A 15,768-nucleotide genomic window follows, 5' to 3' on the forward strand; every position below is an offset into this window, starting at 1 on the left:
GGCTGCCTATTTTATTCATGGATAACCCCGCATTCTGCGCGGGGTATGGACACTGTTTGATTTATTCGTTAATCTCACTAGTTGTTGTATTTTAAGACAGACCAGTCTATTCCTAGTTGAGTGCTCGGTCTATTATTCCCGGCCCGAGTGAAAGATGCAGTACTAGTGCCACATGAACATAAGTCTTTAAGCCTGGGGCGCAGGCGGCTTCTGCAGTTGGCTGGGTTGGCGACAGCCTCGACGGCGGTGGCTGGTTTGGCGGGCTGTGGGACATCGACAAGCACCAGCGAATCAGCTGATAACACCGCGTTGACCATTGGTTACGTACCCATTGCGTGCTCTGCGCCTATCGCCATTGCTGATGCGCTGGGGCTATTTGAAAAGCACGGCGTCAACGTGGCCCTGAAGAAATTCTCCGGCTGGGCTGACCTATGGACTGCCTATGCCACTGAACAGCTCGATGTCGCGCACATGCTCTCACCCATGACTGTGGCCATTGATGCCGGGGTGACCAATGCCGCGCGCCCGACGGAGCTGTCCTTTACCCAAAACACGAATGGACAGGCCATTACTTTGGCCTCGAAGCACTATGGCTCGGTGAAATCACCGGAAGATTTCAAGGGCATGGTGCTGGGCATTCCGTTTGAGTACTCCGTGCACGCGCTTTTACTGCGGGACTACTTAGCGGCACACGGCGTGAATCCCGTATCTGATTTGGAGCTGCGCCTTTTGCGGCCTGCCGATATGGTAGCGCAGCTAGCTGTGGAAGGCATCGATGGCTTTATCGGCCCGGAGCCTTTTAACGAGCGCGCGATTAAGAGCGGCTCGGGCAAGATTTGGGTGCAAACTAAGCAACTGTGGGATAAGCACCCGTGCTGCTCGGTTGCGATGGCGAAAGAATGGAAAGCGGAGCATTCCACCGCGGCGCAGGGCGTTGTCCGTGCGCTGGAAGAAGCCGCTGCCATCTTGAGTACACCTGCGCAGTTCGATGCTTCGGCGAAAACTTTGGCGCAGGAGAAGTACCTCAACCAGCCGCCAGAGCTTCTCGATGGCCCATTTTCTGGTGTCTACCAGGACTGGCACGGCCAGACCCACACGGACTTAGACCGCATGTCCTTTGGCGACCCAACGGATCCAGCAGCGATTGTGTGGATGGCCACGCAAATTGCCCGCTGGGGCTTGGGTGGGGACACGTTGACGATGGATGATTCCACTATTATCGCCGCTGCCGAAAGTGTGCTTGTGCCGGGACTGGAAGTAAAAGGCAAACACTTAAGTATCAATGGCGTGGATTTTGATCCACTAGCCCCTACCCGTGGATATGACCACATGGACTCGGTGATTTTTCGGTGAATACTAAACCCAAACCACTTCACGCCGTCATCATTGGCGTAGTGATGTTTATCCTCACCATCGGCATTTGGCAGTTTTCCGCCAACGCCGGGTGGATTAGCGATATCGCGCCAACACCAGCGAATACCTTCGCGCGCGGCGTGGAGATTCTCTCCGATCCGTTTTATCAGGACGGCCCCGCCAGCGTGGGTATCTTTTGGCATTTAATGGCTAGTTTGCGCCGCGTGCTCTTTGGCTTCCTGCTCGCCGCGATCATTGCGTTGCCGGTCGGTTTTATCCTAGGGCGCAGCACGACGCTGCGCTGGGCTGTCGATCCGGTAGTGCAGGTTCTGCGCCCAGTCTCACCACTGGCGTGGCTGCCACTCGGTCTCGCGCTTCTCAAAGACGCTGAAAACACTGCCGTCTTCGTCATCTTGCTCTCGGCGCTGTGGCCGATTCTAATTAACACCATCGATGCCGTGCGCAGCGTCAACCCGACCTATATCAACTTGGCCGATACCATCGGCACCTCCTGGTGGTCGCGCATTGTCTATATCTGGCTGCCGGCATCTTTGCCCGGCATCATCACTGGTCTGCGTTTGTCGTTGTCCACCGCCTGGCTGGTTATCGTTGCAGCAGAGATGCTCATCGGTGGGCGCGGCGTGGGCTTTTTCGTGTGGAATGCCTGGAACCGCCTGGATATTGATGCCATCGTCGTCGCCATTTTCATCATCGGTATTGCTGGATTAATCCTTGACCACCTTGTTGGCGCATTGCAGAAAGTAGTTCGCTATGACTAAATCCTTACAGGCCACCTCCACGGATGCGTCGGTGGAGCTAGATTCCATTACCAAGTCCTATGGTCCAACCACGATTATTGGCGATACCAGCATCCACATCAACGACGGCGAGTTCGTTGCCTTGCTGGGCCCATCAGGGTGCGGCAAGTCCACCATCTTAAAGATGATTGCGGGTCTCGCGGAGCCTTCCACCGGAACAGTCAGTACTGGGCAGAAGAAAGTTCAAGGTCCAGGCCCCGATCGCGGCATGGTCTTTCAAGACCACGCGCTGTTGCCGTGGATGACCGCGCGCGGCAACATCGATTTTGGTCTGCGCTCCGCGCGCCCCGGCTTGAGCAAATCCGAGCGGGCCGAAATTACCCGCACCCACTTGGAGCAAGTAGGGCTTACCGATGCCGCCGACCGTCGCCCCGCCCGTCTTTCTGGCGGTATGCAGCAGCGTGTTGGTCTTGCGCGGGCTTTCGCCATCGACCCGCCAATTATGCTTCTCGATGAACCCTTCGGAGCTCTCGATGCGTTGACCCGCCGTGAATTGCAACTGCAACTGCTAGGTATTTGGGAAGCCTCCCAGCGCACCGTCGTCATGGTCACCCACGATGTCGACGAAGCGATTCTGCTCTCTGATCGTGTGCTCGTGATGTCCAAAAGCCCCGAGTCCACCATTATCGCCGACATCAACGTCGACCTACCGCGTCCCCGCCACGACGCCAGCGAAGACCCGGCTGTTGAAACCAAGACCGCGGAGCTGCGCAAAGAGATGCTGAGCCTGCTCGAGCACTAAGCAAATTTATGCTTTAGGATAAGAGTATTGCCGCCTGCTACGACGGGATAGGAAGAAGACTCTGGGGCCCAGCCGGAAAGCTGGACTCAGGGTCTTCGCTTAACTAATCGTTGACCTTGCATAGAACCTGTCCTAGCCTGAGATGTACGCATTTTTCTATAGGCCGCATCGCGTCGGGGGAGTAATGAAGTTTTGGAAAGGCGCCGCCGCGTTGTTAGCTGTGGGCGCAGTAGCTTTTGGTGGTTCTATCGCGGGTACTAATTATGTGCTGGATTCGCGGGAAGAAGCCCAGTTAGGGGCACAGCAGGAATTGCTTGATGCGCAAGAACGCAGCCAAATCGTGCCAGGAGTTGATGACAGCGTGGAGGCAGCGGCCAATGCGTCGGAGGTGCGAGACAATATTGGTACCTATACGGTGCGCTGTCAGGTGCATGAAGGCAATGTTGACGGCGAGCTATTGGGCTTTGTCTTTGGTAATCATCATGAGGACGTAGAAACTGCGGTACACACGGCGGAAGGATTTCTGTCCCGTGTTGCCCCAGAAGGCAATGGGGATTTAAGCCATTGCAGAACCTGGGAGAAGTACTCGTCGATCGGTGCTTATGATGCCTCAGGGCGCGCGGTCTAGCTTCTACAAAACTTAAAGCCCCGACTTCCCGCACCGTGAGGTGTTGGGGAGTCGGGGCTTCGATTTCAAGTGAAGATTAAGGACGAAGCACCTTAATCTTCACCTTCCTTGCGGATCTTCATCTCGGAGTTCTGCCACCAGCCGGTGCGGGTGATTTCCTCGTAGTTGATAGCGGCTGGGTCTGGGGTGATACCAGCGGAGTTGGTGCGCAGCTCGTATTTCTGGATTGCGCCCCAGTCACGTGCCCAGTCACCGTCGAGGTAAGACGGAATCTCATAGGAGTAGTTGACGGCCTCAGCGGTAGCCATCGCGCCACCACCGGAGAAGGACTGGAAGTCCGTCAGAGAAGTCTGCGCAGGGGCATCCGGCAGGATGCGGTACTCAGGGATTTCCGTGACACCAGCGAAGTGGTCAAAGGTGCGCTGGCAGGGGAACTGGAATGCCGTTGACCAGTCCAAAAGGCCTGGAATGGAAGAGTCGAACTGGGAGTTCAACGAGGTCAGCTCAGGTACACGCGGTGGGGTAAAGGCAAGCCAGGAATCTTCGTCGGTGGAGTCATCGACAGCCACGAGGCGAACCACGTTGGCTTCTTCAGGAATTTCATCGAGTGCTATGCGCAGATTGCGCCACTTCGGTGCGGCACCGACATCGCGAAGCTCGAGCTCACCAGTGTTGGTGACCTCATTGCCCTCACCTAGCGTGCCGTATTCCAGGGTCAGCTCCATGCCTTCTTGCTCAATGTCATTGACATCGTGGTGGTAGATATCGCCCGCGGCAGATACTGCCAGAACGGGAGTGTTTTCACCGGCTTGCTCTGGCAGGTTGTACCACTGCGTGGTCACCTCAGAGGTACCGCGCTGGGCCGAATTGTAGGAACCCAAAACCGGCACCTTGGTGTAGTCCAAGTTGAACGGCAGGTGCATGGTTGAGCCATTGACACCATCGGTGCCGCGGATGCCACCGGAGGAAGTATCGGTAGCGTTTTCAGCAGTGGATTGAGCATTCGAGCTGGACTCGGAGTCACCAGACTGCCCGCCGAGCGATGGATCGCTGCTGGAGCTTGCTTGCTCCGAATTCGACGGGGAGGAACCGGACTGGTTCGAACCAATCGCTCCGACAGAAGCGGAGTTGAGGTTTTCTGGCTCAATATCTTCAGGGATGAAGTTTGGGTCAAAGCCACGGTTTTCCTCATCCGGGTTGATCAAAGAATCACCGAGTTCACCTGTAACCGGAGTCAGGAAGGAATCGTTGGTGTTAGTTTCAATCAACGCCGAATCAGCCATCTGGCAGACATTGCCACCCAAAGCCTTCAAGTTGCCTTGACCGACCGAGTAATTCGGCGACTGCGAGATATAGCCCTTGGCAAAGGATAGGCAAGAAAAGGCCACGATGGCGATACATGCAATCGCCAGCGGCGCAGACAAAATATTTGCCCGCCGCTTCGTGGAGACCTGCGGCTGTTCAATGCCATGGTTCTTGCGGTAGTTATGCCGCAGCGCCTGAACAATACCAATGGCGATGATGATAAGACCAATGACCATGACCACGGTGGAGGCTTCAACGGCCATGAACTGAACAGAACGGTCCCACCAAGGAATCCCGAAGGAAGATACATACCACCAGGCATTCCAGCCGGCTAAGGAGATAGCCATGAGCATGACTACCGATGCCACCGCGAAGGTACGCGCACGGGTTGAACGCATTGCAATTTGCGACAGAACAACGGCGCCGAGTGCAGCGATCACGCCGGCGATGCCCGCGTAAATACCGAAGTGGTGCGTCCACTTCGTCGGGGTGAACATGAGGAAGAACATGCTCAACGCCATGATGATGAGCAGACGCTGGGTTGGGCCCTTCGGCGTACCCAAAACCTTCTTATCGCGGATGAAGGCGTAAATGATCAACGCTAGCGAGAACAGCATGGTGAACATGGCGAAACGGCGCGTCAGCGAGCCATCAACCGAGCCTTCGAACAAAGTGGTGTAGCGAACGTATTCGTCGTACCAGTTCAGCGATGGGCCCACGGCAGAGCGCACGCGCGTGGATTCCAGCACTGTGGCCAAAGTCTGATCACTAAAGACCAAAGCGATAACGCTGGTGCCTACCGCCAAGAAAGAAGCCACTAGTGGCAGCCAACCGCCGACGGATTCCTTGCGGCGGCTAAAGATAGAAAACAGCGCGGGCAAGCTGACTAGGAATACGCCTACGGCGAAGAGACCTGTAGGACCCGCGGTCAGCGTCAGCGTTGCGGCGATGGTGCCGATAGCTGCTGGCAGCATGCGCGAAGTAGCAATCGAGCGCTCAAAAGAAGCCCAGGTAAAGACGACGCCGAAAGCCACGATGGGCTCTGGGCGAATACCGTTGTTGTACGGCAACCAGAAGGCCAAGAACATAAACGCGGCGGTCCAGTGCGCGACGCGACGGTCATTAATAACTGGACCAAAGCGCGGCAGGATCTCACGCGAGAGAATAAACCACGTTAAAATCGCTGCGATCAGCGTTGGGATACGCATGAAGACAGAGGTGGCCGAAATATTGGAGAGAAACGCCACGAGGTCGTAGTACGGGGTACCAAAAGGTGCCTCGGGAACGCCGTACCAACGGTAGTAGTTGGCCATATACGTCGAGTGTTCTTTGACCCGACCCATGGTCAAAATGAAGCCATCATCTGAGGTATTAGCACCAAATATGTGCCAGAAGACCAAGATGGCAGAGACAACACCATCGAGTGGGCGCACCTGCTTCCAGGTCGCTGGCATGAAGCTAATCTTCTTGCCGTCCAAGCGGTCCATACGCGCGATGCACACCAAGGCAGCCAGCATCATGACGGCGCCACCAATCATGGCGACCAACTTGATGGTGGATGGCGAAGAAGTAAACCGGGAGTTGATTTCCACGTGGACATTCATCCCGGCATCGGAAAGCTGCGCGAGGTTCTCCGGGGTATCTTCAATCTCGGTAAAGACACCAACTACCTGCGGACGCAGGTCATCTTCAGATTCCTCGGTGAAATCACCAACGCTGACGGTGGTGCCATCTTCGACGGCGTTGATGGTCAACACGTCGTCATCGTTAAGCTGCGAAACCTGCTCGGCGGAAAGCGAGAGCACAACCTCATCTAAGGAGATAACCGAAAGGCCATCTTCTCCCGCACGCACAAACATGCCGCGGTTCGATGCTTCCTCTGACTCCGGTGGAACCGTGCCATAGAGCATGTCCTGGCCTTCGCGGAGCATATCGATGGCAGCGACCGGAATGGCAGCATCAATTTCTTCCGGGGAGACGGAAATCAGCGGCGCAGTCACCGAATTCAAAGAATCATTCGCAGGCCAGTCAAAAGAAGACTGGGTCTGCGTAACTGGCAAAAACGGCGTAGCTAAAAACAACACGAAGCCTAAAAGGCCGGTGATGATTGCAGCAAGGCGCAGCCCCTTGGGTGCAGGGCGCGCGCTTAGCTCAGGTAGCTCGGCGGTGTAGACATCATTCACGACAAAATACCTTAGTTCACTCGAGCGGCGACGACGAAAGGCCCAATCTGCTTAACGTCCCAGAGATCGGAATCGTTGAAGACCTCTGGGTCAAACAAGATGGCGTCATAACGGACATTGGGCTGGTTAGGGAAGATATCCACCGCCAGGTGTGCCTTGTAACCATCATCGGGCGATTCAATATCGCCGCGGAAGATCATGGCATTGGGCACATCCCACGGGTTATTTTCTAGCGTGTCGACGAACTCCTGAGGGCTCTGGTCCCAAGAATTTTCTGCCCACGTAGCCATCTCTTCATTGCGCTGCTTAAACTGCCCCAGCGGATTGGCGTAGTGCGCGGTAAAAGCATTGAAGCCGTAGTACGGGTAATAGGCCATAAAGAGCTTCTCATCCGTCATTACGACATCAGCGTTGTGGCCTTGGAAGAACTCATCGATCTCGGTGTAGTACCGCGCGGAGTCGGCAGGGAATTTATCAGCGCGCTCACCGTTGCCGTCGGTATCGGAATAGGCACTATCAATCGCGGTTTGGTGTTCCGCCGGGATTTCTTGCATGTAGAAAATTCCTGCCAGCGCGGTAATGACTGCGACTACCGCGGCGAGGTATTCGCGGGTGCGATATTGCTCGTAGAGATGAGCAAGACCCAAAACACCAGCGGTAGCCATAATCAGCACGACGAGGATTTCGAGGCGGAAACCCAGCAACGTCGTGCCCAATAGTGGCAGCACCATGGATGCGACAATCCACAGGTACACGCCAATCAGCGCCCAACCCAGCGTGCGAATGTGGACGTTTTTAACGCGGATGACCAAGTAAACAATGCCGATAAGACACAGCAAGCCAACTATGGACGGCGCCAAAAATGGCACGGGCACTTCGGTGCCTTCTGCCGGTAGGTAGTGCTGGGCGGCAGTTTCGGTGGGGAAGTCCGCGCGCAGAACCGCGAGGAGATAAGGCCCCCACGCGATTGCGGCAATGGCCAAAGAACCAAATCCAATAACCGCTAGGCGCACAATCGGTTTGAAGGAACGTTCCACAATCGCGGTCACCAGAGCCACGAAAGACACGACCGTAACAGCAATCGCGCCGGTAAATAGCGTGTAGAACGTTGCCGAGATTCCCAAGAATACCAACAGTCCAACCGTTGATCCCCAGGAACCGTGGAAAGCGCGTGAGCACATGACCGCTGCGGCTGGAACACCCAGCGCAATAACAGCGGAGTATGGTTCATCGACAGCGAGTGTCAGCGTCAACGCGGTGGTGGTCAGCGCAATGACCGTGCCCAAAGGCAAAGAACCCGTTAAGCGTTGCCAGACAGGAACCAACAAGCAGCAAGCCATGGCGATAGAAACCAAAGACCACGGCTGGAATGCTTCCCAACCTTGCAACCCTAAAAGATTGGCCATTCGCCCGCCGAGCCAGAACCAACCCATGGGATAAAAAGTGGGCATATCAGCATAGTTCATATCCGCATAGCCGCCCTCAACGGTCATGCGGGTCAAAAACTGGGTGCGAAAGACCTGGTCAACCTGAATACCGTGCAGCCATAACTTGGACGCTGATAGCGGCATCCCCAAACTACAGATGACAATCAGCGCAGGGGATAGATAAGCCACCACGACTGTTAGCCATGCCAGCGGCCCTTTGCCCTGCACACCGCGTTTGGTCCACAGATACAACAAGCCGGCGACGATTACTACCGTGACCACAATGCCCGCGGTGGACAGGCCGCGGGTGACCATCGAGGTATTAAAAGCAGGCAAAGAAACCTGTTTGAACACAAACCAGGCTATTAACGTAACTAAGCCGCCACCGATGGCCGCTGCCGCCATACCGACTAAGACGCCAAGGAAACTTGTCGTATCGCGAGTTGCAGGCGTAAGCGAATGGGTATCGCGCACTGGGGTGGAATCGGCAGGCGGGTTGGCCTCCGCTGAATCGGTCACAGTCATGGGGTTAGTCTCCCATACATAGGCGTTATTCCTTGCTAAAGGCCGCTTCCATAAATCTAAACGTGGAAGCGGCCTTAAAAATCAGAGGTCGAAGAGCATGAAATTATGAAGTCCGGCTCAAGGTTTTAAAACGGCAAACGACGGAAGATCGACTGCGGAATGAACTTGAATGCCAAAGAAACGTACTGGAACAGTGGGTGGACAAAGATGGAGTCCTTGCCTTCCAACACTGCCTTGACGGTTGCTTCAGCGACCTCATCAACGTTGACGGTCAGCGGTGCTTCACCAGCGTCAGCGGACATCTTGGTACGAACCTGGCCGGGACGGACAACCAGAACGTTAACGCCAGTGCCACGCAGTGCCTCATTGAGGTTGACGTAGAAACCATCGGTGCCGGCCTTGGATGCGCCGTAGACAAAGTTCGAACGACGCACGCGCATGCCCGCTACGGAGCTCATCGCCACGATGGTGCCATGCCCCTGCGCCTTGAACTTCTTGCCCAGTAGAACACCAACAGATACTGGTGCGGTGTAGTTAATCTGCGCAGAAGCCACGGCCTTTGCCTGGTCCTGCCACAGTTCTTCCTGGTCACCCAAGGTGCCAAAAGCTACAACAGCAACGTCAACATCGCCGCGCTCAAATGCCTTGTCGATGACCTGTGGGTGGGACTCAAAATCAGTCGCGTCGAAGTCAATAACTTCAACGTCTGCACCCTGTGCCTTCAAAGACTCCACTGCGTCAGTAATGCGTGGGGAATCAGCGCGCGCCGCGAGTGATACTTTGGCTGGGCCGTTCTCTAAGAACTCGGAGATGATTCCCAGTCCGATTTCGCTGGTGCCGCCGAGCAGCAGCAGGTGTTGTGCTTGTCCAGTTGCGTTAAGCATGCAGATTCCTTTCTTAGCGCAGCTCGAGGCGGCGTGACATGTCGGAGGCGAAGACGCCCGTTGGGTCAATGTTGTTGCGGGTCTTGAGCCAGCCGTCAAGGCCGGGATACATGGCGTGGAAATTCTCCGCAGAGGTGCGGGATTCCTTAGCCAAGTACAAACGGCCGCCGAATTCCATGACGCGCTTATCCAAGTCATCCAAGAATTCCCCCAGACCTGGACGGATGGGGAAGTCCACGCAGACGTTCCAGCCTGGCATCGGGTAGCTCAACGGCGCTTTGTTGCCTGGGCCAAACAGCTTGAATACGTTCAGCGCGGAGTAGTGGCCGGACTTCTGCATATCGCGGATGATGTCCTTGAAAGGCTCAACAGCGTCCATTGGAACTACGAACTGGTACTGCAAAAAGCCCTTGGAACCATAGCCGCGGTTCCACTCACCAATAAGGTCGAGCGGCTGGTAGAACTGTGTCAGGTTCTTGACCTGGTTCTTCGCTGGTGCGCCCATGGCGTAGTAGGCCTCACCGATGGCCATGAGCGAAAGCTTATTCATGGTCCAGGATGGGAAGATATCTGGCACGGTCATCAGCTGCGGTGCGTTGAACTTCAACGGGTCAGCAGCAAGCTTCGGCGCGAATTCTTTCAGCTGCTCCAACGTTGCCAAAGAACCACGGGAGATTGTCGAGCGGCCCAGCTTTGGCTCAGGTGAGATCACGTCGAACCAAGCGGAAGAATAGGTGTAATTGTGCTCAGAACCATCAGAGTGCGCCGCAACGGTTTCATCCAGGTTGCTGGTGCGCTCAGTATCAGCGATGAAGTACGCGGTTTCGGTCTTGGTCATGCGGATCTGCGCGCGCAGGATAATACCGGTCAGACCCATACCGCCGACGGTGGCCCAGAATAACTCTGCGTCTGGGTCATCCTCGCTGCCTTCGGGCGTCAGGTGCAGCACCCGGCCATCAGCAACCAGCAATTCCATCGAGGTGACGTGGTCACCAAAGGAGCCTTCGGAGTGGTGGTTCTTGCCGTGAATATCTGGACCAATAGCGCCACCGATGGTGACCTGGCGGGTACCAGGCAGAACCGGAACCCACAGGCCAAACGGCAGGGCAGCCTTCATCAGCTGGTCTAAGGTGACACCGGCATCAACATCAACAATTGCCGATTCCGGGTCGATGGAGTGAATACGGTTAAGCGACTGCATGTCAATGACAAGGCCGCCGGCATTTTGCGCTGGGTCGCCGTAGGAACGACCCATGCCGCGGGCGATAACGCCGCGGCGCAGGTGATCTGGTTTATCTGCATTATCGTCGGCGACCATGGCAACGGCCTGACGGATTTCATCTACGTCAGCGGTTGCCAGCACATGTGCGGTTGTAGGAGCCGTACGGCCCCAGCCATGTAAAGATTTTACGGTGGTGTGCAATTCCATAATTTCCAAGCTTACCTAGCTTTAGGGATACACCACCTAACCAACGGGGCTCATTCACTGTTTACACAGGTGATTTTCAGTACAAGGATCCGGGATTCGGATATTTCCTACACATCCTCAGTAGTTGTCGCTGCTTCTTCTGCGCGCGTGGTCAGTTCATTGAGCGTCTCTTCGGCGTATCTGCTAGCAATCAGCTGCTCATATAACTCGGCATAAGCTTGCTCATACATGGCGTAGAACTCTTTGTTATCAAAGAAGCGTTCCTTAAGGATGCCGCTATCGCTGCCGCCGCCTGCGCCTGCACCTTCACCTTCTTCACCACCAGGCATTTGCCCACCTTCTGGCATCTCCATACCTTCTGGCGGCTGTGGCATTTCGTCGTTAGTTGGTATCTCGGGCATTTCCATACCCTCAGGCATTTCCATGCCTTCGGGAAGAGCGGCAGGTGCAGACCGCAATCAACCAGATGCCCCGCAGGGACACTTAGGACTTAGCGGATTAAAAGAACGCGTTGGTGCAGTGGGCGGAAAGATTTCTACTTCGCATGCAGCAGGTAAATTTATCCTTCAAGCCGGACTTCCTTTGCGCAGTCAGAGAAGAAACCGAGAGGAAAAATAGTGACCACTGTTGTCGTAGTAGATGATCAAGTACTGGTGCGCCAAGCAGTGGTAGACATCCTTGCGAGTGCCGACGGAATCGAAGTCTTAGGTGCTGCCGCCGATGGGGTAGAATCCGTTGAAATGGCAGCTGACCTAGAACCCGATGTTGTGTTAATGGATATTCGCATGCCGCAGCTTGATGGGATTGCGACCACCGAAAAGATCTGCGCTGAACCCACGAATATCAAAAGCCGGGTACTAATCCTCACTACGTTTGAGGAAGACGAATATGTGGTTTCTGCTTTGCGCGCCGGGACCAGCGGTTTCATTGGCAAGGGTGCTGAGCCTGAGGAAATCATTCGCACGGTGCAAGCAGTTGCTGCTGGTGATGAACTTCTATCCCCAGTGGATACGCGCAGTCTCATTGCCCAATATGTGCGCTCACCCGGGCCGCGACCGGCGGTCTCTGAAGAAGCATCGAAAAGCTTAGCTTTACTGACCGAGCGCGAACGTGAAGTCTTAGAACTTGTAGGGCGCGGGCTTTCTAATCAGGAAATTGCTGAGAAATTCTTTATCTCCCCACACACTGCGAAGACGCACGTCAACCGAATCATGAGCAAGATTTACGCGCATGACCGCGCACAGTTAGTCATCCTGGCTTATGAAAGCGGGCTGTTAGTGCCCGGGGAATAGCACTGCGAAAGGCTTGGATGTCGTTCAACGTGGAACACTGATGGCGGGCAGTTAGAGCGACCAGTTGGAGCCACGGGTGGGTTGAGCTCTGGCGGTGAGAACGCTAATTGCTTCGTCAACGAGGTAGTCATTGAGCGAGGTGGTTGCAGCTTGGGCGGCGGGGGAGTCACCGTCCATGATTGCGTCGAGGATTGCGCTGTGGTGTTTCTTTCCAGCATCCATTGTGAATTCGCTGTTGGTAATGGTGGCGCGCCAGAAGCGGCGGGACAACACGTAGAGGGGACTTAATGATTGGGCGAGGTAGTGGTTGTCCGCGCCGGTGATGAAGAGTTCGTGACTGGTGGCAACGGCTTTGAGGTAAGAATCAAGGTCTGTGCAGGATAAGAGGCGTTCGCGCTGGCGAGTTAGTTCTTTGATGATGTGGTCGTCGGCGCGGGCGATAGTCAAAGTGACAGCTAGGGATTCCAGCGCTCGGCGGACTTCAAGGCCTCGGAGCTGACCGTCGACGGACAAGGCACTAATCCGAATTCCAGATCCGGATCGGGCGTCTACAAGCATCTCGTGGTCCAAGCGTTGGAGAGCTTCGCGCAGGGGAGTGCGTCCTACGCCGAGAAGTTCTTGCAAGGTGGCTTCAGTAAAGGTCGCGCCGGGTTCAAGGGTGCATAACTCTATGCGGTTGCGGATCTCTGCGTATGCCTCTTCTGCCTTGGTCATAGAAAAATATTTTACTATCCAACGCCAAATCCCTTGATATATGGCTTATATACGTTTAATATATTTCAAATAAGTGATCCAGGCTACAGAAAGGTAAGTGTTATGAAGTGGCACCCAAACTCCGAGAAGAACCCACTGCCCTACTCGCCGTTTAAAGCATCGACAGTTCCACGCCCCATCGGTTGGCTCTCCAGCGTGGATGAAAACGGGAATGAAAATATTGCGCCTTACAGCCAGTGGCAAAATCTGACCTTTGACCCACCGCGCGTGATGTTTTCGGCTAACCAGTACCCAGACGGCCGGCGCAAGGATACTGTGCTCAACGCGGAAAAGACTGGCTGGTTCGTATGGAATATGGCCACCTATGACCTGCGTGAAGAGGTCAACAAATCTGCCATGGCACTGTCAGCGAATGAAAGTGAATGGGACAATCTGAACGTCACCAAGGAATATGCGGATAACTATCCGATCCCCATGGTGGCGGAAAGCCCCATCAAATTTGAGTGCCGCTACATCTCCACACAACGCTTAGTGGGAAACTCCAATGTCGGCACCGTGGATATCGTCTTTGCACAAGTGGAGACCATCCACATCAACGACGACGTCATCACCGTGGATGGCAAGCTCGACGTGCCGCGAATCAAGCCCATCGCGCGCATGGGATATTTCGACTACACAGTGGTCACCGATACATTTGAAATGCGCGTCCCGGGCTCTGATGCGGATGCGCGGGCTGGCCTTGAGGGGACATCATGAGTGTGGCCACGGACCGGCGCCGTCTGAAAGATGTCCTGGGTGCAAACTTTGGAAACGTTCTGGAATGGTATGACTGGAACATCTACACGATCTTTGCGCCGTATTTCGCGTTGCAATTTTTTGCTCATGACGACCCCACTTCTGCGCTGCTATCCACCTTCGCGGTTTTCGCCGTGGGCTTTATAGCGCGGCCAGTAGGAGGCTACGTTTTCGGGGCATATGCAGACAAAGTAGGCCGAAAGCAATCCTTGTTTGTAGCAATGATGCTTACCGCAGCGGGTTCTTTACTCATCGGCATTGCACCCACCTTTGATTCCGTAGGAATTTGGGCTTCTGTTCTTCTGGTCATCATCCGGTTGGCTCAGGGATTAGCCCACGGTGGGGAGATGGGAACGGCGGTTACCTATCTAGTGGAGCGAGCCCCTTCGCATCGGCGGGCACTTTATGGTGCCAGCAGCTGGATTAGCGTTGTGGTGGGTACCATGTTGGCTACGCTGATGGGCCTGGCAGTTAATGCATGGCTGTCGGAGAGCGCGATTGCATCCTGGGGTTGGCGTGTTCCCTTCCTAGTGGGAGGTGTTCTAGGAATCTACGCCATCTGGTTGCGGGCGAATCTACAGGAAACGCAAGCCTTTACGGCTGCGGCTGAGAGTGCTCCTACGGGCGAACCCAAGACTTCTTATTGGCGGGGCATTGCGGTCATCTTCGGTGTGTCCGCCGGTGGCTCACTGATGTTTTATACCTGGCTTATTTATCTGCCCACCCACGCGCAAGTGGGTCTAGGTCAGTCAGCATCTTCTGCACTGAGTGCTAGTCTTATCGCCCAGGTCGTCTTCATTATCGCTATCGCAGGAATGGGCGTGCTTGGGGATAGGATAGGCCGTAAACCTCTGGTGATTGCTTTTTCCATCGGCTTTATTGTGCTCACCATTCCGCTCTATTCGATGCTTCAGGGCACCTTCTGGTCCCTACTTGGCGTTATGGCCGCGTCCCTGGTGGTGCTGGCTATGCTCTTCGGTGTCAACGGTGCTGTGTGGACCGAGGCCCTGTCCATTCGCCGCCGTGCTGTGGGCGTTGCCGCCACACTTTCCCTGGCCACAGCCATCTTCGGTGGAACCGCACCGTATCTCAACACCTGGCTTGAAAAGAACGGCACCCCTCAATACTTCGAGTATTACCTCATCGCCGTGGCCATCTTGACGTTATTGACCGGAATATTTATGAAGGAGACCAAAGACGTCGATTTGAGTAAATAGGATAAGGCGGCAAACAAATCAGATTATTGCTGATGTTTGCCGCCTGAACTGCCTTTAAATAGTTCGCAACATCGCCGTCGAGCAGGAAAGCAATAAAGAACTCTCCGATACAGACTCCGGTTGGATTTAATGTATGCAGGTTGAGAACGCGTAGCTGTTTAGTACAAATCCATGATGTCGCGGATTTCGGTGGGCAGTTCTTCCTGCGTAGTGATTTCGGGGCCTTCATATTCGCGCAAAATTTTGTAGACCAGGCCGCGGGAGGCGGAATCCAGCATCGGAATTTCTTCGGCCATCAGCCTGGTCATGAAATCATTCAGTGGAAGATTGGTGTGCTCCGCGGCGATAAAACGCCCGTTGCGCTTGTCCTCTTCCGTGCGCTCATCTTGAGCAGCTTGCTGGGCAGGGGTCAGATTTTCCATCTTGCCGTCATACATGCCACCCAGCTTAGTCCTT

Annotated in this window: 14 protein-coding genes; 7 read left to right on the forward strand and 7 right to left on the reverse strand. The window is 55.0% G+C overall.

Annotated elements, in window-relative coordinates:
• The first annotated feature begins 165 nt into the window (after nucleotides 1-165).
• From CSTAT_RS01005 to CSTAT_RS01020, 4 genes are all read left to right on the forward strand, one after another.
• A complete protein-coding gene (locus tag CSTAT_RS01005; protein WP_211273021.1) occupies nucleotides 166-1,353 on the forward strand; it encodes an ABC transporter substrate-binding protein in 1,188 nt (395 codons plus the stop codon).
• Nucleotides 1,350-2,132 (forward strand): ABC transporter permease, encoded by a 783-nt coding sequence (locus tag CSTAT_RS01010; RefSeq protein WP_066792144.1) that lies wholly within the window; start codon nucleotides 1,350-1,352, stop codon nucleotides 2,130-2,132. Before CSTAT_RS01005 ends, CSTAT_RS01010 begins: the two co-directional genes overlap by 4 nt.
• Nucleotides 2,125-2,913 carry an ABC transporter ATP-binding protein gene (locus tag CSTAT_RS01015; protein WP_075722166.1) on the forward strand — a complete coding sequence of 263 codons (789 nt, stop codon included), beginning with the start codon at nucleotides 2,125-2,127 and terminating at the stop codon, nucleotides 2,911-2,913. Before CSTAT_RS01010 ends, CSTAT_RS01015 begins: the two co-directional genes overlap by 8 nt.
• Before the next feature lie 184 nt (nucleotides 2,914-3,097).
• Nucleotides 3,098-3,541 carry a hypothetical protein gene (locus tag CSTAT_RS01020; RefSeq protein WP_075722167.1) on the forward strand — a complete coding sequence of 148 codons (444 nt, stop codon included), beginning with the start codon at nucleotides 3,098-3,100 and terminating at the stop codon, nucleotides 3,539-3,541.
• 92 nt (nucleotides 3,542-3,633) lie between these two features.
• Here the strand turns inward: CSTAT_RS01020 and CSTAT_RS01025 are convergent, their stop codons facing one another.
• From CSTAT_RS01025 to CSTAT_RS01045, 5 genes are all read right to left on the reverse strand, one after another.
• Nucleotides 3,634-7,029 carry an arabinosyltransferase domain-containing protein gene (locus CSTAT_RS01025; protein ID WP_075722168.1) on the reverse strand — a complete coding sequence of 1,132 codons (3,396 nt, stop codon included), beginning with the start codon at nucleotides 7,027-7,029 and terminating at the stop codon, nucleotides 3,634-3,636.
• Between the two features lie 11 nt (nucleotides 7,030-7,040).
• Nucleotides 7,041-8,981 carry a galactan 5-O-arabinofuranosyltransferase gene (locus CSTAT_RS01030; protein ID WP_419186537.1) on the reverse strand — a complete coding sequence of 647 codons (1,941 nt, stop codon included), beginning with the start codon at nucleotides 8,979-8,981 and terminating at the stop codon, nucleotides 7,041-7,043.
• A gap of 125 nt (nucleotides 8,982-9,106) precedes the next feature.
• Nucleotides 9,107-9,865, reverse strand: coding sequence for a decaprenylphospho-beta-D-erythro-pentofuranosid-2-ulose 2-reductase (locus tag CSTAT_RS01035; protein ID WP_075722169.1), 759 nt, complete (start codon nucleotides 9,863-9,865; stop codon nucleotides 9,107-9,109).
• 13 nt (nucleotides 9,866-9,878) lie between these two features.
• Entirely contained in the window at nucleotides 9,879-11,294 is a 1,416-nt protein-coding gene (locus tag CSTAT_RS01040) for a decaprenylphosphoryl-beta-D-ribose oxidase (RefSeq protein WP_075722170.1), read from the reverse strand.
• Between the two features lie 107 nt (nucleotides 11,295-11,401).
• Complete coding sequence (locus CSTAT_RS01045) at nucleotides 11,402-11,695, reverse strand: hypothetical protein (protein WP_156845073.1); 294 nt, start codon at nucleotides 11,693-11,695, stop codon at nucleotides 11,402-11,404.
• Between the two features lie 213 nt (nucleotides 11,696-11,908).
• Between CSTAT_RS01045 and CSTAT_RS01050 the strand changes: the two genes are divergently transcribed.
• A complete protein-coding gene (locus CSTAT_RS01050) occupies nucleotides 11,909-12,586 on the forward strand; it encodes a response regulator (protein WP_419186559.1) in 678 nt (225 codons plus the stop codon).
• 51 nt (nucleotides 12,587-12,637) lie between these two features.
• Here the strand turns inward: CSTAT_RS01050 and CSTAT_RS01055 are convergent, their stop codons facing one another.
• Nucleotides 12,638-13,300, reverse strand: a complete 663-nt coding sequence (locus tag CSTAT_RS01055) for a GntR family transcriptional regulator (RefSeq protein ID WP_075722173.1) — start codon at nucleotides 13,298-13,300, stop codon at nucleotides 12,638-12,640.
• 102 nt (nucleotides 13,301-13,402) lie between these two features.
• Between CSTAT_RS01055 and CSTAT_RS01060 the strand changes: the two genes are divergently transcribed.
• Nucleotides 13,403-14,056, forward strand: a complete 654-nt coding sequence (locus CSTAT_RS01060) for a flavin reductase family protein (RefSeq protein WP_075722174.1) — start codon at nucleotides 13,403-13,405, stop codon at nucleotides 14,054-14,056.
• The gene (locus tag CSTAT_RS01065) at nucleotides 14,053-15,312 is read left to right on the forward strand and encodes an MFS transporter (RefSeq protein WP_075722175.1); all 1,260 of its coding nucleotides are present in this window, start codon (nucleotides 14,053-14,055) and stop codon (nucleotides 15,310-15,312) included. Before CSTAT_RS01060 ends, CSTAT_RS01065 begins: the two co-directional genes overlap by 4 nt.
• Nucleotides 15,313-15,470: 158 nt before the next feature.
• Here the strand turns inward: CSTAT_RS01065 and CSTAT_RS01070 are convergent, their stop codons facing one another.
• Entirely contained in the window at nucleotides 15,471-15,749 is a 279-nt protein-coding gene (locus CSTAT_RS01070; protein ID WP_006823787.1) for a hypothetical protein, read from the reverse strand.
• Nucleotides 15,750-15,768 lie beyond the last annotated feature (19 nt).

Source organism: Corynebacterium stationis (genome assembly GCF_001941345.1).
In the GTDB taxonomy this organism is placed as follows: Bacteria; Actinomycetota; Actinomycetes; order Mycobacteriales; family Mycobacteriaceae; genus Corynebacterium; species Corynebacterium stationis.

Bases quoted from the DNA above. Each gene is read 5' to 3' on its own strand.
- CSTAT_RS01070 (WP_006823787.1), bottom strand. From the start codon at position 15,749: ATGTATGACGGCAAGATGGAAAATCTGACCCCTGCCCAGCAAGCTGCT.
- CSTAT_RS01015 (WP_075722166.1), top strand. From the start codon at position 2,125: ATGACTAAATCCTTACAGGCCACCTCCACGGATGCGTCGGTGGAGCTA.
- CSTAT_RS01065 (WP_075722175.1), top strand. From the start codon at position 14,053: ATGAGTGTGGCCACGGACCGGCGCCGTCTGAAAGATGTCCTGGGTGCA.
- CSTAT_RS01035 (WP_075722169.1), bottom strand. From the start codon at position 9,865: ATGCTTAACGCAACTGGACAAGCACAACACCTGCTGCTGCTCGGCGGC.
- CSTAT_RS01055 (WP_075722173.1), bottom strand. From the start codon at position 13,300: ATGACCAAGGCAGAAGAGGCATACGCAGAGATCCGCAACCGCATAGAG.
- CSTAT_RS01060 (WP_075722174.1), top strand. From the start codon at position 13,403: ATGAAGTGGCACCCAAACTCCGAGAAGAACCCACTGCCCTACTCGCCG.
- CSTAT_RS01045 (WP_156845073.1), bottom strand. From the start codon at position 11,695: ATGCCCGAGATACCAACTAACGACGAAATGCCACAGCCGCCAGAAGGT.
- CSTAT_RS01020 (WP_075722167.1), top strand. From the start codon at position 3,098: ATGAAGTTTTGGAAAGGCGCCGCCGCGTTGTTAGCTGTGGGCGCAGTA.
- CSTAT_RS01040 (WP_075722170.1), bottom strand. From the start codon at position 11,294: ATGGAATTGCACACCACCGTAAAATCTTTACATGGCTGGGGCCGTACG.
- CSTAT_RS01030 (WP_419186537.1), bottom strand. From the start codon at position 8,981: ATGACTGTGACCGATTCAGCGGAGGCCAACCCGCCTGCCGATTCCACC.